Raw genomic sequence first — 21,328 nt, forward strand, 5'->3', positions numbered from 1 at the left:
GAGCCGGCCGGCATGCCGGGCGCCCGTCATTTCGTGGGTTTTTCATGGATCAGGCAAGCAACGATCCGGCAGTCGAAACGACGGGCCGCACCTGCGCCACGCGCGCACGACACATGCGCGACACGCACGACGCGCGCGATCCGCTCGTCGATGCGTGGTACGGCGACGGCATCGCGCCGATCGAAGCCGTCGATTCGCACGCGCACGTGTTCCTGCGAAGCCTGCCGCGCATTCCGAGCGCGCGGCACTCGCCGGAATACGACGCAACGCTCGAATCGTATGTCGCGCATCTGAACGCATCCGGCGTCACGCACGCGGTTCTCGTTCAGCCGAGCTTTCTCGGCACCGACAATCACTTCTTCGTCGACGTGCTGGCACGCTATCCGCAGCGCTTTCGCGGCGTCGCGGTCGTGAACCCGTGCATGGCCGAGGAGGAATTCGCGCGGCTCGAGGCGACCGACGTGGTCGGCATCCGCCTGAATCTCGTCGGCCTGCCGATTCCGGATTTCGCCGCGCCGCGGTGGCGCGCGCTGCTCGCGCGGGCGAACGCGCTCGATTGGCATGTCGAAGTACATCGGCGCGCGGCGGATCTTCCCGCGATCATTCCCGCGTTGCTCGAACAGTCGTGCCGCGTCGTCGTCGACCATTTCGGGCGCCCGGCGCCGCATCTCGGCACGCGCGATCCCGGCTTCCGCTTCCTGCTGTCGATCGCCGGAACGGGGCAAGTCTGGGTCAAGCTGTCCGCCGCGTATCGCAACATCGAATCGGGCGACGGCACCGCGTTCGGCACGCGCGCGGCGCGCGAGCTGCTCGGCGCGTTTGCGCCGAATCGCCTCGTGTGGGGCAGCGACTGGCCGCACACGCAGCATCGCGACCGAACCGATTTCCGTGCGACGCGCTCGGCGCTCGACGACTGGGTTCCCGATCCGTCGCTCAGGCGCATCGTTCTCTGCGACTCGGCGCGCACGCTGTATCGTTTCGACAGCTAAACGATTGCATTCGACGCATCCGCACACCGCATCCGCACATCGTTTCGCCGCGCTGCTCGCGCCGCCGATGTATGTCGAAAATTTATGAATATCTCGGCTCGATCCGCTGGTTCGCGTTGATGCCGGCCATTAGAATTTCGCCATCCCAATGACGATCATCCGGCCCCTTGTCCGATGCGCTTCGCGCGCGAACGAATGTCGAGCCGACGCGCTTTCGCACGGACACCGGACATCGCCTGCGGATATCGATTTTTCACTCCGCACGCAGGCCGGGAAACGCATCGCCTGCTTGCGGAACGCCAACGCCTGACCGTGGAAGGCATCGCGATCGACGTCGAAACCCGTTCGCATTTTTTTCGTTTCAACCGCAGATCGCCGCATCGGGCCGCGCTTCATTCCGATGGGCAATCGGCTAGTCGTCATTCGTCCAACACACCCATACATTTGCCGGCCGATACGGGACGCGATCGAATCCCGACAGGCAAGGGAGCATTTTTTTGATGGAAACTTACCTCGACCTTCTGGTAGAACGAGAAGCCCTGATGATCAAACTGGATGCGGCGCGCACGCAAGCACGAAGCGCGGCGCTGTCCGAAGTGAAGCGAATCGTCGAGGAATTCGAGCTCACGACGCAGGAAGTGTTCGGCCGTGCCGGCGCGTTGCGCCACCGCGGCAAACCCAAGCCGAAGTATCGCGACCCGAAGACCGGCGCGACGTGGACGGGCCGCGGCCGCCCGCCTTCGTGGATCGCCGGGAAGGATCGCGCCGCATTCGTCGTGTAACCGCGGCTTAATGCGGCCGCGCTCGACAACGTTTGCTCGCGTCGCTAGCGCCGCCGTTCTCCCGCCGCGAGAAGCCCACACCGCTCGTTCGTTCGAGCCGTGTGGGCTTTTTCATTGGGGCCGGGCGCCAGCCGCGCGAAACACGATACGCCGCCGACGCGTTCGCCGGTTGCGGTCGGAAACCGCGTGCGAAGAAGGCAGAAAGACGATCTCGCCGTCGTGCGACCGCGAGAATCACGGCCGTCGAAGCCGATGCCCGAATGACCGGGCAACGCCGACCGCAAATCGTGCTTGGCCGAGCATGCTTCATGGTGAAGACGCGCGGCGACATGCGACGGAACATGTATCACTTGCCGCGCCGCAGCCATGCGGCATGCTGCGGCACGAAACCGAGCAACAAGCAGCGAGCGCGCTTGCCGTCGTGCCGCCCGCGATGCGCGGCTGCATCCGTCGGTCGCGTCCGTCGCTCAGAATGCCGGATGACACTCGAACGCGAGTTGCGCGTGCCCTTGCGGCCCGCTTCCATGATCAACGGATTCGCGCTTCACGCTCGCTTGCATCCCGCGCTGCGCGCAGTAGCTCGTCGCTTCGTTGACGGCCCGCTCGTGCGCACCCGCCCACGACAGCAGAATGCCGCGCGAGCTCGAATCGACGGTGTAGACGTTCGGCTTCTCGGTTGCGCTGATGTCGGACGCGCTTGAACATGCGGCCAGCAGCAGCGCGCTGACCACGATCGATAGGGACGACGATTTGAGAACGCGGAGTTTCAATTTTGACGGCGCGCTCTTCGAGCACACTGAGAACAACGGGACACGCGAAAGTATGCCCGGCTCCGCGCGATAGATCATTCCCGTCACGCTTAACAGTCCGTTTCGCTAATGCAAACAATGGCCCGTGTGCGAAGCGCTTCGCCCGCGCTTTCGGGTTGCTGGCCGCGCGATAGGCGGCGATGCCGGACTGCGCATCCGACCCTCGTCGATCGTCCGCCATCCGAAGCAATGAACGCGCGTTGAATTCGCGTCGGGCATCCGCCGCGCGACGCACGTGCGACGATGTCGCCCCGAGATGCGAAACCGGCCTGCCCTCGGTTTTAGTCCGGACTGTAGTTAGAGTCAGAGGTTAAAAACTGCTGCTTCTCATCGTACGCCTGGGCGAACTGCGCAGGCGTCAGATAGCCAAGCGAACTATGAGGCCGCTCGGCGTTGTACTCGGTACGCCATTCATCAATCAGCCCCTTGGCGTGGCGCATTGAGACGAACCAGTGCTCGCTCAGGCATTCATCGCGGAACCGCCCGTTGAAGCTCTTGACATGCCGCGGCGGCAAGATTGGTCGACATCCATATTTTCGACCTTTCGCCTTTTACTTTGAGCGCCTCTATACTCGTATCCTCAACCGGCACTGCCAGAGGATTTTTTGAGCACTCAAGCAATTTTCAGATCACCACCACCCCGCGAGTGAGCCGCTGCAATTTCGACCAAATGCACGAATTCGCATCAATATTTGAAATATAGTTTCCCCAGCCCTGGCCTTCCTCCCGCTCGCCTAGCGGCTTTACTTCTTTTCGGAAGATCAATTCGCCCCGCTCCCTCCCAACCCAACACCTCAAATATCCCTTCCGTCATATTAACAAATGGCATGAATTTTCTCGAAATATTCACTGCGATTACCCCATATATAACAAACGCCCCCGCCGACGCCATCGAAATCAACTCGGCAACACCCCGCCAATCATCGTATCCTTTACTAAAAAACATGAGCGACATGAGCGCCCCCATCGAACACACCATAAGAATAAAAAATAACGCAAAGAGCTTCGCAGAATTTTTAAAAAAAGCCCATCGTCCTCGAGAACAATGCGGATATAACGTAATCGTCCGATCCGATGGTCGAAGTACGGCAAATGTCCGGTACGTCCCATCCCTCAATGGTTCCGCCACAGCCTCTACCTCGTCACCATCCTGAAACGGAAACCACATTAACCAACCTGCAACTTGCTTTCCATCGATTTCGAATTGAACCTTGTCGGCCTCTTCTTTCGTCCCCGCCAGAGAAGCCAAACCGACCGCGCCGCTCGAACCGGCCAACGCTGACGCCACGGCCGTCAACCCAGCGGCTGAGCGGTCCAAATCACTCAACAGAAAATCTCCGGCCGCTCGCTCCTTTCGTAAATTTTCCAATACTCCACGCAATACCACTGCACGATTCGTATCCATATATCATCAGTCATCCATGAGATTTTTCCTCTTCCTCACCAGAATTGACCTCATCTTTAAACCCAACAGCCACCAGCCCCTTATCGAAAGTCTCACACCTTTCAAGTCGCCGTTATTTTTATATTTTTACGATCAAAACATAGTTTTTATTGCACTCCGAAGATCATCATTCCAAAATACAAAATAACAACTTGAAGCTCGATAATAGCAGCTTGGATTTGCCAGTTAGCCATAATCAGTAGACCTCCGCCCACTACCATTCCAGGTTGCTCAGCAAAAAATCTCCGATCACCCGATCCTTATGAAAATTTTTCAGCGTCCCGCGCAACACGACCAGTCGGCCCATATCCATGTCCTTCCCACATTTCAGTACTTGAAGTACAAAATCCCCAGACCAGGTTTACCTTCTGCCTTCCTTGCGTCCCTACTTCTAGCGGGCAAATCAATCGTTTTTGCATCGCGCCATCCTAAAGCCTGAAAAATCCCCTCAGCCATATTGACAAACGGCATGAATTTTCTTGAAATACTAAATGCGATAATGGCATATATCACGAAACTAATTATGCCACCACCGCCCATTAATCCAACAAAAGCGCGCCAATCGCTGTCATGATTCACCCAGAAAATCACACCCATAACGCAGCAAGAAGCCAAAAATATGCCCCCAAAAATCCAAACAAACCATTTCAGAGTATTTATATAATGTGCGATCCGGCCACGCGAACAATGTGGATATAAAGCGATAATTCGATCACGCGGCTTGAGCATCGCGAATGCTCGATACGTACCATCTCGCAATAATTCCGCCACAACATCTACTTCGTCTCCATTATTGAAAGGGGACCACATCAACCATCCCGATATCTTTTTCCCGTCCAGCTCGAACTGAATTCTGTCGGCCTCTTCTTTCGTCCCCGCCAGGGCTGCTAGCCCGATGGCACCGCCAGAACCAACCAACGCCGCAGCCACTGCAGTCAGTCCGGCTGCCGAACGATCGGAATCGTCCAACAGAAAATCCCCCGTCGTTCTCTGCTTACTGAATTTCTCTATCGTCCCATGCAGAATCACTGCTCGATCGCAGTTCATGTACATTGCCCTCTCTTTTCATCGTCTCCTCGAACTTGAGGCCAACCGTCGGCGCGACCTTCGAGGAAACAAAACCTTGTCGATCTGGTATGTCCGCTCGACGTGCGCACAAGCAGAATTCCCGAATATCCAATGTCAACGATGAAACTTGCTCGAACCTTCGATCAATTTCAGCATGAGCCGTGTCATCTAGTCTTCGACGCTGTTCGCCGCAACGGAAACACACGCGAAACGCCATTGACTGTCGACGACGCCATCCTCGAATGAATAGATAACATTTTGCCAACGCACTTTTCGCTCGCAGGCGACGATTGCCACCGCCATGGGCACTACCGCGCACATCGATCGCGAGGTTTTCTTTCCGACTACGCTCGCTGCGCTACTCGTTCGGCCATTTGCGCGAGCCCCTCCTTTTCCTGTGCGCGCTCCATGAAGCCCAGAACCGTCACCGCGAATTCGGCGATCGACGCGGGAATACACCAGACGTTCGGATCGTTTGGCCCAACCTGGCATTCGGCCTCGATCTCTGGCGGGAACTGCGGCTCCTGGCACGTCTTGTTATGTTGTCCTTCGCGCGGCAGCTCGCTCACCGGTCTATGCGCATCGAGCCCATAGTTCCACAAGAAGCGATTGCATCCAGCCCATGTGCATAGCCCCTCGCGGCATCCAGCGCAATTTCTCGCCCCCACCATATCGCGCCAACCAAGCTTCTCGATTATCAATATCTAAAATACAGAACCCCTAACCCAGGCTTCCCTTCCTTTTTCCTTGCCATCTTGCTTCTAGCCGGCAAATCAATCTTCGCCGCGTCTCGCCATCCTAAAACATGAAAAATTTGCTCAGCCATGTTGGCGAATGGCAAAAATCTTCTGGCCATGCTGTAGGCGATAACCCCATAAACAAAAAATGCCCCCAACCCGCCACCGATCAGTGCAATAAAAAACTCTCGCCAGATCCCCTCTCCCCAAAATGTTGCCAGCATCACAAAAAAATAGATAAGGAACACAATGAGGAATCCCCGCATAAACCACTTGAAAGAGTTCTTAAAGTGCGCACTCTTCCCACGCGAACAGTGCGGATACAGAGCAATCGTGTGGTCCGACGGTCGAAGAATCGCAAAAGCACGATAGGTTCCATCTTTCAAAGGTTCCGCCACCACTTCCACTTCCTCGTCGTCTTGAAATGGCGACCACATCAACCAGCCCGTAAAAAATTTTCCGCCCAACTCAAATTGAACCTTGTCCGCTTCCTCCTTGGTGCCCGCCAACGACGCCAAGCCGATTGCTCCACCCGAACCGGCCAGCGCCGACGCCACCGCGGTAAGTTCCGCCGCCGATCGATCCATGTCACTTAACAGAAAATCCACCGCAACTCTATTTTTTTTGAAATTCTTCAACCTTCCCTTTAACACTACAGCTCGATCGATATCCATATTTCGTTCTCTCACGCCCTTCACCACGACAGCTCCACACAACCTCCGTCTCCAACGCGGCTGTACCTCATGAACGAGCACATAGAATTCAATCAAACTCACAAACTTTCACTAATACTTGAAATATAGCTTTCCCAACCCAGGCCGCCCCTCCACTCGCCGCGCGACTTTACTTCTTCCCGGGAGATCGATTTGACTCACCCCCTTCCACCCCAAAACCTCAAAAATCCCCTCTGCCATATTAACAAATGGCATAAATTTTCTAGCAATATTAACCGCAATAATTCCATATACAACAAACAGCCCCCCCGATATCATTGCAATCAACTCAAGGACACCCAGCCAATCACTGTACCCTCTCACAAAAAACACAGCCGACAAAAGGCTTCCAAGCGTTATCACAATAAATATAAAAAATAGCATGAATAATTTCACAGCATTTTTAAAAAACGCCCACCGCCCTCGCGAACAGTGTGGATATAACGCAATCGTTCGGTCAGATGGTCGAAGTATGGCAAATGCTCGATACATTCCATCCCTCAATGGCTCAGCCACCACCTCTACCTCATCGCCGTTTTGGAATGGAGACCACATTAACCAGCCGGCAACCTGCTTTCCGTCGATTTCGAATTGAACCTTGTCAGCCTCTTCTTTTGTGCCCGCCAGAGATGCCAGTCCGACTGCTCCTCCCGAGCCAGCCAACGCAGACGCTACGGCCGTCAACCCAGCAGCTGAGCGCTCCAAGTCGCTCAATAGAAAGTCTCCGGTGGCCCGTTCCTTATGAAAATTCTCCAGTACTCCACGCAACACGACTGCACGACTAGTATCCATATATCGATCACTTATCCATGCGACTTTGCTTCTTCCGCGCCAGAAGTAGCATCATCTTTGAATCCAATAGCCACCAGAGCCTTATCGAATGCCTCATCCTGTTTTTTTAAGTCATCGTTATTTTTATATTTTTTACCTACCCCAAAAACAGAATCATTTAATGAATTCTGCAAATCATCATTCCCAAAATACCAAATAACAACTTGGATCGCAACAATAGCAACCTGGACTTGCCAACTGGCCATATACAGCAGCCCTCTACCCAACACCATGGCTCCAACACGCTCAGCCGCGACCGTTGCGACCCTCTCCCCGGCCGCTATTGCCACCTTGCGTGCAGTTGCGTCAGCGATGCCTTGGCCAATCCGATCAAGAATAACGATACGAATCTGCCGCCCGGGGGGAGTCAGAATTTCCGTGTTCAAGGCGGATTGAGATTCACACGGATGGTCGAACGAATCGATCCTCATAGAGGATGGCGAACTGGTTCATGGCTGCCTTCCAGTCATGAGCCGCGCGGCCCCAATGAGCAGTGATGTTGCGCAGTGCCAGCCAGATGCGCTTCGCCGCGGCCTCATCGGTCGGAAAGTGGCCCCGGGTCATGATGATCTTGCGCAACTGCGAGTTGATGTTCTCGATGGCGTTCGTCGTGTATATAACCTTGCGAACTGCCGGTGGAAAGGCGAAGAACGGAATCACGCGATCCCAGGCGTTGCGCCATGCCGCACTGTCCGTCGGGAATTTCTGCCCCCACGGCCCGTCGGCAAACGCATCGAGTTCTACCTGGGCCGCTTCCGCGCTGGGCGCGGTGTAGATCGGGCGAATCACTGCAGCCAGTTCCCTGGGGTCTTTCCAGCACGCGCAATCGAGGCTGTTGCGGATCAGGTGAACGATGCAGGTCTGCAACGTGGTCGACGCAAACACTGCCGCCAGCGCCTCGGGCATTCCCTTGAGGCCGTCGGTCACGGCGATCAGGATGTCGTTGACGCCGCGCGTCCTGAGATCGTTGAACACCTTCGTCCAGAACTTGGCGCCTTCGGTATTCTCGATCCACAGGCCCAGGATATCGCGTGTACCGTCGGGCAGAATGCCCAGCGCAAGGTAGACCGCCTTGTTGCGCACCACGGCGTCTTCGCGGATCTTGACCCGCAGCGCGTCGAAGAACACCACCGGATACATCGGCTCAAGCGGCCGGGCCTGCCAGGCAGTCACTTCGGCCATGACCTCGTCGGTGACCGAGCTGATGAAATCGGGCGAGACCCCGGTGCCGTATTGTTCCAGCAAAAAGCCCTGAATCTCGCGCACGGTCATGCCCCGGGCATACATGGCGACGATCTTGTCGTCGAAGCCCGTGAAGCGTCGTTCGTGTTTGGGAATCAGCAGCGGTTCGAAGCTGCCGTCGCGATCGCGCGGGACCTCGATACGAATCGGACCATCCTCGGTCAGGACTGTCTTGGCACCCGTGCCGTTGCGCTGGTTGGTGACGGCGCCGGGCGTATAGCCGAGATGATGGCTCATCTCTCCACCCAGCGCCCGCTCGATCAGGGCCTTCTTCAGGGCCAGCGTCGCGGCATTGATCGCTTCAGCCGTCATCGGCCCGTTGCCGAACTGTTCAAGCAACTCGGCAGGAATCGCCGGCAGCTCCGCCGGCTTGGCTTTCGGTTTGCGAGGCATATGTTCTCCTAGCGAGCATGATATGCCTTGAACACGAAATTACTGACAGTCCCTTCGTGCGTGATCCCCACGCCATCCCAAAGCGCCAGCATCATCGGCACGCATGCCGCGCCCTTTTTTTCCGGCTGTTGCTCTCGGTTTGAGTGACAGCGATCAGGTTGATAACATATAGTCGCCAATTTCTCTCGTCGACACTGCAAATTAAAATTCTCACATGACATGCCATTCAGAACCAAAAATATACGACACTTATATCAATATCTAAAATACAACGTCCCAAGACCGGGCCGTCTCTCGGCCTTCCTCGCCGCCTTACTTCTAGCCGGCAAATCCACACTCTTCACATCACGCCAACCCAAAGATTGGAATATTCCTTCAGCCATAACAACAAATGGCATAAATTTCCTAGAAATTCTATAGGCAATAATGGCGTAAATCACAAGACTAATCAGCCCCCCTCCCCCCATCAATCCCACGAAACTCCTCCAATCGTCATCATGGTTAACCAAAAAAATTCCCGCCATAACGCCACACGATCCCAAGAAAATAAAAGCGAATGCCATAAAAAACCACTTCAGGGAATTTTTATAGTGCGCAATTCTCCCTCTCGAACAATGCGGATATAGAGCAATGGTACGATCTTCAGGTTTGAGAACGGCAAAACTTCGATATGTACCATCCCGCAGCAATTCAGCAACTACTTCGACTTCGTCGCCATTTTTGAATGGCGACCACATCAACCACCCCGTTATTTTCTTACCGTTAAGTTCAAATTGAACCTTATCAGCCTCTTCCTTGATCCCCGCCAGAGATGCCAATCCGACTGCTCCTCCCGAGCCAGCCAGCGCCGCCGCGACCGCGGTAAGTCCCGCAGCTGATCGATCGGCATCGCTCAGGAGAAAATCTCCCGTCGCTCGCTCCTTACTGAAATTACTTACGACCCCTCGCAAAATCACCGCTCGTCCATTATCCATATGCGCTCCTACCCGTTTTGCTTCGCTTTTCCTGTCTCCACCGTCTCTTCAGCTTTGAAGCCAACAGCCACTAATGCCTTGTCGAATGCTTCATCTTGCTTCTTAATATCCGATATCATTTTATATTTCCCCTCCCTCCCGAACACCGAATCGAGTATCGCGTTCTGCAAATCATCATTGCTTAGCGTCCAAATCACGACTTGAATAGCGATAACAGCCACCTGCATTTCCCAGCTAGCCATAAACAAGAGCACTCTACCCATTACCATGGCCCCAACTCGTTCGGCAGCGACAGCTGCGACTTCCTGACCCGCCGCAATGGCTGCCTTGCGCATGGTCGCATCGACAATACCTTGCCCGATACGGTCGAGAATAACGATACGAATCTTTCGACCGGTAACGTTCGATGCAATTCGCTCGAAAAATGGTGCCGATGAACTCAAAGCAGTTAAACCGAATGCTACCGTCGCTCCAAATCCGAAAATGCCTTTACCAGCATAAAGAAGGCCGATCAGCCGTTCGCCATTATTCCATTTCCCCCTGGCGTCCATGAAATCGAGCATCATCCCGACGCCTCCAGCAATCGCTCCGCAATACCCACCGATTATTTTGAGATTCTTGGCTCCCTGTTCGAACTTGAGTGCCTCCAAAGGCTTAAGCGCAACCTCCGCTGCTGCCCCCGCCACCGAAAAACACGCTCCCCCCAACTCCGCCCAATCCCGCTTTTCCTTATCCTTCTTATTGATCAGCTTGATCAGAGCAAACACCTCGATCAGCCCGATCACGCCTACGAGACCCACGCTCTCGCGCACCTTGATCGCGCGCCACCGCCTGGAAAGAACATTCGATCCTTCGGTCTCGGCGACGGCCGAGGTGGCCATTCGAAACGCCTCCGGCGAACTTCTCCCCATTCGGCGTTGAGCCTGATATTCACCGAGGAACTTGCTGCGCAGTTGCGGCTCGATTTTAGCTTGCAGCAGAACGAGTTCTTTCACCTCGTCGCTCTTGATGCCCACCCTCAGCATGAACACGGAGTTGATGATCGCCTCGCTCACCCCGTTGCCGAGATTCTGCAGGTTGAATCCCTTGAACGAGAACCGCTGAAAGATGAGGTGCCCTACGCTAACCGCGGCCTTGTCGACGCCCTTATCGTGCATCGCCTGATCGACGGCATTGAGCTGCTTGGCCTGCTTGCTCATCTCGTCCATCTTTCCGTAGAACTCCGCGAACTTCTTCAGCTTCTCGCAGGCCTCCGCGAATGCATTGAAGCCTTCTCCCGCCATGCCCAGCAGCGTGGTCTTGTGCGCCTCCGCCCGCGCCAGCGCCAGCTTGAGCGCTTCCTTCGACTCCTTCTGATTGCTGGCCACCATCCGCCAGATCAAACTTTCCGGCTTGGTCGGGTCGAGGCGGTCGATCAACTTGTTCAATGCCGCAACGCCGCTCGAATCGGCACTCAGCCCGACGATCGCATGGAAAATGACGAACTCGAACGCCACCCCGTCGAAGCCGTTCTGATCGTGATAATCTTCGAGCGCGGCGAGAAAGAGCGGCGCGTCCAGCCAGTTCGCGACATCCGCCGTACGCTGCGCGAGCAACGCTTGCTTCTGGTCCTGAATGCGTTGATACAGGATGCGGAACACGTCGATACGCTTGACGTTCCCTTTCGCGCTTCCCGGTTTGCCCGATGTATCGTCCGCCAGCTTCTCGCGGTACTTTGACCAATCTTGCACGCTCCCGGTAGCGGTGTCCTGATCGATCCTCCGGGCCCGATTTTCCTCGATCCTCGGCTTGGCCTCCACATACTTGCGCGCGCGAGTCATCGCGTCCTGATACGCAGGCGAAGAAGGCGCCGCGCGAAACTGCGTAATCTGCCTCGCGTACGACGGCGGCACGCCGTTTTCCCCCATCCACTGGTAGTCGCTCCAGAACTGCTGATCCGCCGGCGTCTTCGCGGCCGCCTTTTGCTTCGCAACCGCGTCCGGGTAATACCAGCTCGTGCTGCCGGGCGTCGCGGGGCTATGGTCGAATGTCGCCTTTCTGCGCGCGCCGGCTTCCACCGCGAGCTTCGCCTGATCGATCCATTGCAGCGCATTGATCCTGAGCGCCTGCTCGTCGCAATACTGCAGAAAACGCGCCTGTGCGTCGTTTCGGAAGCCGTTCAATTCGTGCGTGATCCCCACGCCATCCCAAAGCGCCAGCATCATCGGCACGCATGCCGCGCCCTTTTCTTTCCGGCTGTTGCTCTCGGCATGCTTCACCAACTCGGCCGCCGGGCTCAGCTTCGCGCCTGCCGCGGCCTTGTTGCGCATGGTCCACGGATAACGCGACGTGCAAGTCTGCAGACGGGCGTCCCGAAACGCTCCCAATTCGCCGAAGCTGACGGCCTCGGGCAGCTCCGTGCTTTGCAGGCCGACGGGCTCCCCCTTTGCGGTGGTCGCGACAGCAGGCGCATATTCGATGACGTGTTGCAGATTGGCCTCGGTCAGCGGCGCCGAATACGTTCCCGTCTTCGGCGCCGATATCCACTTCGCGGGCTCGATGAGCTGCATGCGCTTTTTGCGCAGGCTCGCCGCCTGCGCATCCCGCGCGCCGTAGCGTTTGACGGTGTCCCGACTCCACGGCCATTCGCTGAACGCGACCCAGACGTTGCCGCACTGATGCGGCTTTTCGATGACGAGATATTGGAGGCGCGACGCGCTGTGCCCTGTGCGTCGACATGCTTGCGGCGCATCGATTCTTTTCGCGCTCGCGGTATCCAGTTGCTTCCACAACGAGCCATCCGGTGCAACCGAATACACTTCCCAATAGTACGCACCGCGAGCGCCCAGTTCGTAGAACAGATAGACGAAACCCTCGCGCAGTTGGCGCAAGCCGTACTTGCCTTGCGTCAACGCCACACCCGTGACGCTCTTGTCGTCGAACGAACCGAGTGCCGGCGCGCCGAACGATTTCGGCACCACCGCATAGCGCGACGGGTAGACCGCCAACCCCTGAAGCTTGCAAACGTCGCAACGATCGTCGCTTCCCGCCATTTTTCATTCCTTGATCAATTGATGGGCGCGGCTCGGCGAGCCTCGCGAATCTCGTCCCACTGCGCGTCGTCCAGCTCGGCGACGGCGCGACTGTAGTAGACGTCCTCCGGACGCGCGCGCAGCAACGTCTGCATCAAAGGATGCAAATCGAAGTCCGGCCCCGACTCGAGTGCGTGAAACGCGAACAATTCCAGATCGGCCGGATCGCTCAAGCCATATCGCCGCGCACGAAGCAAACTGTCCGGCATGCGGGCGAAGTCTTCACGTCGAACGACACCGCCGTCCGCGCGCATGCGCATCCACGCGCGATTGATCGGCCTGACATCGGACAACGCCATCCACTGCGCGTCGTCGAACCCGACGAAGCGGCCTCGCGCCGGAGCGCGCTCGCCCGCAATCGCGCATGCGTGATCCGTCAGTTGTCCCCAGCGATCCACGGTGCACCATCTGGCAATGGGGCCCAGCAGGCGGCAACGTTGATCGTCGCGACACACCCGCCATACGCCCTCGAAAGCCGCCGGGTCGGCCAACGCCAGCAGTCTCTGCCCCGGTCGATCGGAACGCTGCTGAATCGCCACGTTCGCGATGTGATGCGCGATTTCCGCCAATGACGCATCGCCGAACAACAGCGCGCCGATACGATGGCCTCGCCCCTCGGCCAGCGCACCCGGCCGCCAATCCTCCAAGGCCGCTCGCAGTGCGATGCGACACGCGTCGATCGAATGCTGACGCATGAAATCCAGCTCGACCAATGACGGCCAATAATCCGAATCAATCTGCCCCGGACGCAGTTGCACGTCGAGCGTCGAATGTGCACCATCTGCGCGCAGCGCCTTCGATACTTCGGAGTCCGCTTCCTGAAGCATCGCCGGCCCGATCAGCAACACGATGCGCGTGGCGCCGCCTTGCGCCGCGCATCGCTGCTGCAGTTGCCCCAACAGCGCGTCCTCGGGCGAAGCCGATTCGCGGCCCGCAATCGCGTCGCTCGCTCGCGGCTCTGAAAGCGTCTGTTCTCGAACCATGACTTATAGATCCGCGAATGCGGCACTGGAAGAAACCATGTCGCTCATCGTCTGCGGACAGTCCTTCGACGCACCCTTGCCCAACGCATTCTGAGCACTCGCACTCTTCGGCCCCGTCAACTGATGCGCCGCCGCCTTGAAATCCGCGCGTCCCGGTGCGCCGACCACGATGTCGTTGCCTTCCATCTTCAGATAAGCCTTCGCCGCGGTCAGCAACACACGCTGCTGCGCCTGCACGGAAGCGCTGCCCTGCGCGCTCGCGACCGTCACGGCCTTCTGCGCGCTCGCGCTCAGCTTGCCCGCGTTCTGCACCTGGACGCTCACCGAGCCCGTCGCCGCATGCAACGCGATGCCTTGCCCCGCCACCGGCCGCCCGCCGCCCGCAGCGCCTTGCGTATACAGCGAAACGCCATGATTCGCGACAACGCTCGTCTTGCCCTTCGCCGTCAACTGCACGTCCTGTCCGGCGCTCAGCACAGTTTCGGCGCCCGACACCCACACGTGGCTCTTCGCCGACATCGCAACGAGCCCAGCCTCGCCGTGCGCGACGAGATGCGGCTTGCTCCATGCGATTGCGCTGCCGCTCCCGCCGCCCGTCGCATCGCCGCCACCGCTGCCCTCGCGCGTCACGCCGATCGCCTCGCGGCTCCGCTCGACGCCCTCGACGGCCGGCAATGACTTGCCCGCCGCGTTGCCCGCGTTGCCCGTCGACGCAGGCGGCGTATCCGCTGCGCTCGGCGCCTGCACTGCCGTACCGTTGCCCGGCTCGGCTCCATGCTTCTGCGCAAGCTCCGCGAGGCTTTGCAATGTCTGCCGATGTTGCGCGAGCACCTGGCTCGGCGCGCTCGCGTCCATCTGGCTCACGCCGGGCGCCGTGCTGATCAAAAGCCCCGCGCCGCCGCGCAGCGCGCCGGCCGCATCCGTCGCGAGTTCCGCGCCGTAGCCGCGATCGGCCTGGCGCTGGTTGTCCTGGGTCTGCTTGATGTGCCCAAGCGTGAGGCCGCTATTGCGATCGGTCGTGTACAGGCGCGCGCTCGATTGGCCCGCGGTGTCATCGAGCATGAACTGCCGGTAGCCGCCCGTGCCTTGCTGGCTCATGCTCATGTCCTGGGTCTTGAAGCCCGTCAGCACGGCCGCATGCGTATTGCCCGCAAACCACGCGGCCGCGTTGCCGGTGCTCCCGCTCGGGCCGCCCGCTTGCGCGTTGTGCTGCGCGTCGGCGTTGCCCTGACCGTTGTAGAGCGCGGCCACGGCGACCGGGCGATCGGGCTGGCCTTCGAGCCACTCGGTCCACACTTCCTGCCCGATGCGCGGCACGCTCACGCCGCCCCAGTTGTCGCCGCCGACAGGCGTCAGCACGCGCGTCCACGTGCCGGCGCTCCGGTCCGCCGGCGCGTTCGCCGCATGCGGATGGTCCTCGCGGCTCGCCGCTTGCTGGCCGCGCTGCGCGTGATGCTGAATCCGTATCCGGTGATCCCGGTCGGTGTGAACGGGATCGCCCGAGCCCACGACGATCGTCGTCTGAGCGCCCGGCATCACGGCGACGGGATGCGCGCGCGCGCCGTGCCCGGATGCGGCAAGCGGCCGGTATGCCTGCTCGACGGGCAGCGCGACGAAGCGATTGCGATAAACGGCGTCGTCGAGCGTCAGCTGTCCGCCATGATGCGTGTCGACGCCAAGCGCCGCGTGCAGCGCGTTCGCCGCGCCGCGCAGTGCGGGCGCGGCGCCGGTCATCGAAGGGATCGTGCCGAGACGTTGCTCGATCGCGCTGCGCACCGTCGCATCGACGTTCGCGCGCGCCGAATGCTCGACCCGCAGGCAGACGAGCGCGTCCGACGCGCCGAGCGTCGGATGATGCGCGATCGCGAAACGCAGCCCCGGGCGCAGATCGCGCCGCGTGCTGCGGCCTTCGCTTTGTAGCGCGGCCACGCGTTGCGCGTCGAGTTGCTGCTGCGCGCGCCGATCGCCGATCGCGCCCGTCTGGAACGCATACGGGCCGGCGACGTCGCGATCCTCGCCCGGCACGACCGCGCCGCTCGCGCGCGCGCCCGTCGGCCGCGTCGACAGGCTGCGATGATCCCAGCTCGCGCGCGCGACGCTGCCGATCCGCCAGCGCCGCGCATGCATGAAGTGCTGGATGCAGCCTTGCGGATCGTCGTCACTCGTCTGGTGGAAGCCGACGATCTCGGGTTCGTCGGGCGCGAAACGCTGGTTCGAATCGGCAAGCACGAGCGTGTGCTTGCCGAGGCTCGACGCGCGCGGATCGCCCTCGTGCTCGAACCAGTAGAAGATGCCTTCCTCGGCCCAGAGCCGCTCGAGTAAGGCGAAATCGGATTCGCCAGCCTGCGCGGTCAGGCTGCGCTTCGGGTACTTCGTCGCATCGGCGAGCGCCCACCGCCATGCAGGCGCGATCGCGCCGCGCGTGTAACGGCGGAACACCTGTTCACTGATCTCGACGACGCTCGCGTTCAGATAGTTGTAACTGTCGATGCGCTGGCGCAGCAGCGCGAGCCACGGCTCGACGACGAGCCGCATGCGCGCGAGGCCGCCGTTGTAGCCGATCAGTTCGGCGGCGATCACGTGGCCGTGAAACGGCCGGCGCGCATCGCGCCCTTGCGCCGCCTGCCACTCGATCAGGATCGGCGCGCCGATCAATTGCGCGAGCGGCAGCGACGGGTTCTCGGCGAGCGCGGTGAGCTGGAAACGGAAGCCGCCGTGATCGAGCGCTTCCCAGCCGTGCAGGCTCTCCGCGACGAGCGCGTTCGCGCCGAGCGGCGTCGTGATCCAGAGGAAACGGTCGTGCTGCGACCAGCCGCCGAAGAGTGCTTGCAGAACGTCAGTTGGGATCGACATGGCTTGTCCGTTCAGTGGGCCGGGCGCGCGACGATCCGCGGGGCCGGGTTCATGTATTGGGGCGCGACGCCACGTGCTCTTGCGACTCGGGGCACGGGTTGTTCGTCGCTGCGCGTATGCGCGCTCGTCTCCTCGGCTGCCGACGCGCATGATGTCCGCATTGCTCGCCGTTCGCGGCGCTCGCTATCCACGGCGCGCTCGTGCGCCGTTGCCCCGCGAACGAACGCGCGTGCGGACACACGCGAACGAAGCAATGCGGGCCACTGCAGGAAGCGAGAGACGTGGGTGCGGAAATTCATCGATAGTCCGTTCAACATGCAAATGTTCGATGCCTTCATCGGGACGGCGCGCACGGCTCGCCACATCCACGCACCCGCAACGCGGAGTCAGCATCGAACGCGTGGGGCATGCAACGTTTCGAATATCATGAGTTGCATATCCGGCCGATGCGCACACCGCCATTTTCCGTTCGGGCACGAATCCTTATTAACACAACAACGCAAGCAATCGCGAACGTCATTAGATCAACGACGATGCGGGCACGGATCATTGTCTTTTGTCGGCTGCACAATTTGGGTTCCCCCTCCCGTGCGTTTAAGAACGCAAAAACCAGCGCCGTACACTGGACCTGGCGCTTCACCGCGAGGAATAATCGCGAAATAATACGTCTTGCCGGCATCCAAAGGCTTGGGTGGCGTATCCACGCGCGCGCCTTCGATGTACTGACCATATACGATGCACTCGCCGCGTTTCAGATAAACAGGCTTCGCACTGGTTGGAACTTGCACTTCCCAATAATTGATGCCTGGAGTGGTCGGCCCCATTGACCGCGAAACTCCAATAAAGTCAAGTTGCACGACATTTTCGAATTCTTCATCATTCGCTGGAATACAGGCCGCTGGTTTCCCATCCACCTCTTTGATATCGAGAAGAAGCGCCCCTCGAGACATCGCCGCGGTCTGGGCAACACACAATGACAATACAACGCATAGCGCACTACTTCGGAAGATTCGCCTCATTCCTGGGGTCCTGTAAAAGTGGTGCAAGCACCTGACGAAGTTCGTTCGGTGTCCCGACGTAGCCTTGGTGACTCACTGCCGTATGCAAACGCAGAACAATGAGCGCGTAGTAGTCACTCACGAGATTACCCTGCTGTTCCATGTTGTAGTCGTGAAAGACCTGATCGGGTTCGACTTTGTATTCATAAGCGCTATTGCCGCGAATCGTGACAGTTAACGCATGCCAACGCACTGCGTATCCTCGCTGGTGCTGCCAGACATGTGTCATCTCGTGCATGAACCACGACTGCATGTACGTCTTTTCGTCAGAAACCGCTGAAAAATCCTCCTCGAAATCCTCCTCGAGGAAATACATGTTGTTGTTCGGCGTCACGGCCGTATGCTTGCTCTGCAAGTTGAACCAGAAATAGCTGCCCTTGTGCACGCGCACCGCGCTGTAATCGATGCTGTCCTGGAACACGGTTTTCGCCATCTCGATCTCGCCCTCGGTCAGCGGCCGGCTCTCGCCCTTGACCGTGACCGATTTCTCCGAACTACCCACCAGCATGTTGTTGGTCCCGATTCCCTTGATGTCGACCTTCACCGACGGCGGCGGCGCATCCGACGTTCTCCCGCAGCAGTCGACGACCTGCGTCGGCGTGAGCGTCGCCGACTGAATCGACGTCGGTCCGTCCGTCGACACGCGCTCGGTTCTCCCGTTGTCGTCAGTGACGCCCGACACGGTCGAGCCATCGGCGAGCTTCAGCTTGTACGCGACGTTGCCGAGCGGCTCGCCGTTTTCGTTGACGAAGCGAATCTGTTCGTCGAACAGCGCGAGCGGCGCGGGAATCGGCAGCGGCGGCAGCGACACGCTCTCCGACGCGGGCCCCGGAAACGGATGCGCGCCCGACTTCACGAGGAACTGCCCCGGCGTCTCGACCGTGATGTCGCCGCCCTTCAGCGTGATCCGGTTCGGCCCCTGCTGCAGCACGATCGCATCCTTCGCGAGCACGTCGACGCGGTTGTCGGTCGATACGATGCGCACCGACTGGTCCGCGAGAATCTCCATCGTCGACGTGTGCGCCTCGACGCTCACCGGCCCGTCGCTCGCGATCGCCTTCAACCCGCCCGCGGCGCTGTAGAGGCTCACGGCATCGCCCGACGCAGCCGCGACCGTCGCGGCGGCCGCCACGTGCGCATCGCCCTGCGCGGTCAGATGCACGTGCTGCGCCGCATACGACGCCGCGCTGTGCGGCGTCGTCAGCACGATGTTCTCCGGCGACTCCATCAGCACCGCCGGCGCAGCGAAGCGCTCGACCGGATCGCCGCCGTCGCGCTGCGAGCCGCTCGCCTTCGTCGCGCTCTGCCCGTTGACCGCGCCCGTGTACTTGCCGTCTTGCGCGGGATCGATCGCCTTCAGGAAATCCGCTTGCGCGGCATTGGCGGCCAATTCGCGCGCGTGCGCGGCGGCAGCGGTTTCGCTCATGCCCTGCGCGGTCTGCACCGCCTGCTTCAATTGCCCGACGCTTTGCGCGACGTCCATTTGCGTCGACGTAGCGAGCCGCCGCGCGGTGCTCGACACGAGCACGCCTTCGCCCGCGCGCACGACGCCCCACCCCTGCGTCGCGAGCTCGAACCCTTCGCCGCGATACGCGCCGCGCACCGAGCCCTGCTGCTCGATCAGATAGCCCTGCGCGAGGCGGCTGTTCGCGGTCGAGTTGCTCAGCTCGTGCCGCAGTTGCCCTGCGGCGTCGTCCATCACCCAGCGGCTGCCGGACTGGCCGTCGAGCGTCTGCGTCTGCAGGCCCGTGAGCGTGCCCGGATGATTCGCGTCGCTGCCTTCGCCCGCCGCGAACGGCGGCTGCACGCGTCCGCCGTAGACCTGCCCGAGCACGACGGGCATGTCGATGTTGCCCGATTCGAAACCGATCACGACTTCCGCACCGACGCGCGGCGTGAACGCATGCCCGAAATTCGGCCCGGCCGATGATTCCGCGACGCGCACGAGCACGCCCGACCGATGGTCGCCCGGCGCATGCCCCGCCGGGTTCGAGCGGCTCGCGGTGTCGGTCAGGCCGCCCGGCAGCGGCGCGGCGCCGCGCATCCACGGAAACTGCACGCGCACCTGATGATCGCGCGTGCTGCTGACGCGGCTGCCGGATTCGCCGACGACGATCGCCGTCTGCACGCCGTGCACGGTCGGCCGTTCACGATATGGCGGCACGATCGCCGTGCCCTCCGGCACCGCGACGAAGCGGTTGCGGTACAGCCCCTTGTCGAGCTCGCCGCGCCCGAGCAGCGCGCCGATGTCTGCGCCGAGATTGTTGACCGCCTCGTGCTCGATCGACAGCGGCACGAACGTGATCGCCTTGCCCAGATAGCCGGTGAGCGTGTGGACCTTGCCGATCTCGAGCGTGCGCGACGATCCCGCTCCGTAATGAATCAGCTTCGGCAGGCACAGCGCGTCGAGCCGCTGCTCGGCGAAGCGCTGCGCGTCGTCGATCGTCTCGAAGCGGCCGGCGCGCTGGCCGTCGTAGATTTCGCGCACGGGCAGCACCGGCGCCTTGTCATCGGGCTGCCGCTGCGCGTGCCCGGCGAGCGCGAGCAATTCGTCCGCCTTCCAGCTCGTCGCGACGACACGGTCCGGCACCATCTGATGGCGCTCGGAGAATTGCGTGATCACGCCGTCCGGATCGCCGACGTCCTGATGGCGGTACGCAATCGCGCTGCCGCGCGGGAACTCGGCGCGACGATCGAACACGACGACCGTGTGGTCGCCCGACGCGTCCTTGCCCGCGTCCTGCGCATGCTCGATCCGCAGCGACAGGCCCGCTTCGGCGAGCTGGCGCAGCACGAACGCGTCGTCGGTCTCGCGATACTGGCCGCGCAGGCTGAACTTGCGCAGCGGCTCCTTCAGCTCGTAGCGCCGATGCGCTTCCGGATAGTCGCCGAACACACGCTCGCAGATGTCCTTCGTATCGACGTCGACGAAATACAGGCAATTGCGGCGCAGGCGCAGCAGCGCGAGCCACGACTCCATCGTGATGCGATAGCGCGTGATCTCGCCGTCGCTGTCCGCGTATGCCGCATGCGTGACGTAACCGTTCCAGCTTCGCTCGCCCGCGCCCGTCGCAATCCGCAGCCGCGCCGCGTGGCCGATGAGCGGCGTCAGGTCGAGATACGGCTCGCTCGACAGCACGTCGATCTCGAAGCGGAACGATTCGTCGACGCCCTCGCGCCCGTGGAAGCGTTCGACGACGAACGCGCCCGGCATCGCGGTATCGATCCGGATGTGGCGAGTCGTTTGCGAATAGCCCGTCAATGCTGCGACTAAATCCATGTCAGTTCCCGGTACTCGTGTGCGTTCGCGCTCGGCGATTGCGTTCGATGCGCGTCATTGCGCTGGCTTCGCCCGGCGCGCGGTCGCCGACCATTCGCATG

At 60.2% G+C, this 21,328-nt stretch carries 17 protein-coding genes and 1 pseudogene; 2 read left to right on the forward strand and 16 right to left on the reverse strand.

Annotated features, from left to right (window positions below):
* The first annotated feature begins 44 nt into the window (after positions 1-44).
* Entirely contained in the window at positions 45-989 is a 945-nt protein-coding gene (locus X946_RS20730; RefSeq protein WP_038751353.1) for an amidohydrolase family protein, read from the forward strand.
* 129 nt (positions 990-1,118) lie between these two features.
* Here X946_RS20730 and X946_RS31810 read toward each other — a convergent pair whose 3' ends face one another.
* Positions 1,119-1,385, reverse strand: a complete 267-nt coding sequence (locus X946_RS31810) for a hypothetical protein (RefSeq protein ID WP_186448532.1) — start codon at positions 1,383-1,385, stop codon at positions 1,119-1,121.
* Positions 1,386-1,489: 104 nt separating this feature from the next.
* On the opposite strand from X946_RS31810, the gene X946_RS20735 reads away from it, so the two are divergent.
* Positions 1,490-1,771 carry an H-NS histone family protein gene (locus tag X946_RS20735; protein ID WP_038751354.1) on the forward strand — a complete coding sequence of 94 codons (282 nt, stop codon included), beginning with the start codon at positions 1,490-1,492 and terminating at the stop codon, positions 1,769-1,771.
* Between the two features lie 467 nt (positions 1,772-2,238).
* Here X946_RS20735 and X946_RS20740 read toward each other — a convergent pair whose 3' ends face one another.
* From X946_RS20740 to X946_RS20790, 15 genes and pseudogenes are all read right to left on the reverse strand, one after another.
* Entirely contained in the window at positions 2,239-2,502 is a 264-nt protein-coding gene (locus X946_RS20740; RefSeq protein ID WP_038751355.1) for a hypothetical protein, read from the reverse strand.
* A 359-nt stretch (positions 2,503-2,861) separates the two neighbouring features.
* Positions 2,862-3,080: pseudogene (locus X946_RS20745) on the reverse strand (integrase core domain-containing protein); the annotation flags it as partial.
* 185 nt (positions 3,081-3,265) lie between these two features.
* On the reverse strand, positions 3,266-3,985 hold the full coding sequence (locus X946_RS35210; RefSeq protein WP_161788679.1) for a putative type VI secretion system effector: 720 nt from the start codon (positions 3,983-3,985) through the stop codon (positions 3,266-3,268).
* 366 nt (positions 3,986-4,351) lie between these two features.
* Entirely contained in the window at positions 4,352-5,077 is a 726-nt protein-coding gene (locus tag X946_RS31825; protein WP_226383050.1) for a putative type VI secretion system effector, read from the reverse strand.
* A gap of 359 nt (positions 5,078-5,436) precedes the next feature.
* Positions 5,437-5,661, reverse strand: a complete 225-nt coding sequence (locus tag X946_RS20750) for a hypothetical protein (protein ID WP_226383135.1) — start codon at positions 5,659-5,661, stop codon at positions 5,437-5,439.
* A gap of 128 nt (positions 5,662-5,789) precedes the next feature.
* Positions 5,790-6,530 carry a putative type VI secretion system effector gene (locus X946_RS31830; protein ID WP_235364045.1) on the reverse strand — a complete coding sequence of 247 codons (741 nt, stop codon included), beginning with the start codon at positions 6,528-6,530 and terminating at the stop codon, positions 5,790-5,792.
* Positions 6,531-6,614: 84 nt separating this feature from the next.
* Positions 6,615-7,256: a putative type VI secretion system effector gene (locus X946_RS35215; protein ID WP_161788680.1), complete on the reverse strand. Its 642-nt coding sequence runs from the start codon at positions 7,254-7,256 to the stop codon at positions 6,615-6,617.
* Between the two features lie 89 nt (positions 7,257-7,345).
* A complete protein-coding gene (locus X946_RS36360; RefSeq protein WP_226377127.1) occupies positions 7,346-7,759 on the reverse strand; it encodes a hypothetical protein in 414 nt (137 codons plus the stop codon).
* Positions 7,760-7,772: 13 nt separating this feature from the next.
* Complete coding sequence (locus X946_RS20760; protein ID WP_038751359.1) at positions 7,773-9,008, reverse strand: IS256 family transposase; 1,236 nt, start codon at positions 9,006-9,008, stop codon at positions 7,773-7,775.
* A 254-nt stretch (positions 9,009-9,262) separates the two neighbouring features.
* Positions 9,263-9,982 carry a putative type VI secretion system effector gene (locus X946_RS31845; protein ID WP_081989887.1) on the reverse strand — a complete coding sequence of 240 codons (720 nt, stop codon included), beginning with the start codon at positions 9,980-9,982 and terminating at the stop codon, positions 9,263-9,265.
* 8 nt (positions 9,983-9,990) lie between these two features.
* The gene (locus tag X946_RS20765; protein WP_038751361.1) at positions 9,991-13,014 is read right to left on the reverse strand and encodes a T6SS effector BTH_I2691 family protein; all 3,024 of its coding nucleotides are present in this window, start codon (positions 13,012-13,014) and stop codon (positions 9,991-9,993) included.
* Between the two features lie 14 nt (positions 13,015-13,028).
* Positions 13,029-14,036: a hypothetical protein gene (locus tag X946_RS20770; protein ID WP_235364046.1), complete on the reverse strand. Its 1,008-nt coding sequence runs from the start codon at positions 14,034-14,036 to the stop codon at positions 13,029-13,031.
* Positions 14,037-14,039: 3 nt separating this feature from the next.
* On the reverse strand, positions 14,040-16,889 hold the full coding sequence (locus X946_RS20775) for a type VI secretion system Vgr family protein (protein WP_038751362.1): 2,850 nt from the start codon (positions 16,887-16,889) through the stop codon (positions 14,040-14,042).
* Between the two features lie 524 nt (positions 16,890-17,413).
* Positions 17,414-17,908 carry a hypothetical protein gene (locus X946_RS20785; protein ID WP_038751363.1) on the reverse strand — a complete coding sequence of 165 codons (495 nt, stop codon included), beginning with the start codon at positions 17,906-17,908 and terminating at the stop codon, positions 17,414-17,416.
* Positions 17,886-21,227, reverse strand: coding sequence for a type VI secretion system Vgr family protein (locus tag X946_RS20790; RefSeq protein ID WP_038751364.1), 3,342 nt, complete (start codon positions 21,225-21,227; stop codon positions 17,886-17,888). Before X946_RS20790 ends, X946_RS20785 begins: the two co-directional genes overlap by 23 nt.
* Between the last annotated feature and the right edge of the window lie 101 nt (positions 21,228-21,328).

It is taken from the genome of Burkholderia sp. ABCPW 111 (assembly GCF_000773065.1).
Classification (GTDB): Bacteria; Pseudomonadota; Gammaproteobacteria; order Burkholderiales; family Burkholderiaceae; genus Burkholderia; species Burkholderia savannae.

Coding starts and splice junctions, on each gene's coding strand:
- X946_RS20730 (WP_038751353.1), top strand. CDS start 45: ATGGATCAGGCAAGCAACGATCCGGCAGTCGAAACGACGGGCCGCACC.
- X946_RS31845 (WP_081989887.1), bottom strand. CDS start 9,982: ATGGATAATGGACGAGCGGTGATTTTGCGAGGGGTCGTAAGTAATTTC.
- X946_RS20735 (WP_038751354.1), top strand. CDS start 1,490: ATGGAAACTTACCTCGACCTTCTGGTAGAACGAGAAGCCCTGATGATC.
- X946_RS20775 (WP_038751362.1), bottom strand. CDS start 16,889: ATGTCGATCCCAACTGACGTTCTGCAAGCACTCTTCGGCGGCTGGTCG.
- X946_RS20765 (WP_038751361.1), bottom strand. CDS start 13,014: ATGGCGGGAAGCGACGATCGTTGCGACGTTTGCAAGCTTCAGGGGTTG.
- X946_RS20770 (WP_235364046.1), bottom strand. CDS start 14,036: ATGGTTCGAGAACAGACGCTTTCAGAGCCGCGAGCGAGCGACGCGATT.
- X946_RS20790 (WP_038751364.1), bottom strand. CDS start 21,227: ATGGATTTAGTCGCAGCATTGACGGGCTATTCGCAAACGACTCGCCAC.
- X946_RS20760 (WP_038751359.1), bottom strand. CDS start 9,008: ATGCCTCGCAAACCGAAAGCCAAGCCGGCGGAGCTGCCGGCGATTCCT.
- X946_RS31825 (WP_226383050.1), bottom strand. CDS start 5,077: ATGTACATGAACTGCGATCGAGCAGTGATTCTGCATGGGACGATAGAG.
- X946_RS35210 (WP_161788679.1), bottom strand. CDS start 3,985: ATGGATACGAATCGTGCAGTGGTATTGCGTGGAGTATTGGAAAATTTA.
- X946_RS31810 (WP_186448532.1), bottom strand. CDS start 1,385: ATGAAGCGCGGCCCGATGCGGCGATCTGCGGTTGAAACGAAAAAAATG.
- X946_RS20785 (WP_038751363.1), bottom strand. CDS start 17,908: ATGAGGCGAATCTTCCGAAGTAGTGCGCTATGCGTTGTATTGTCATTG.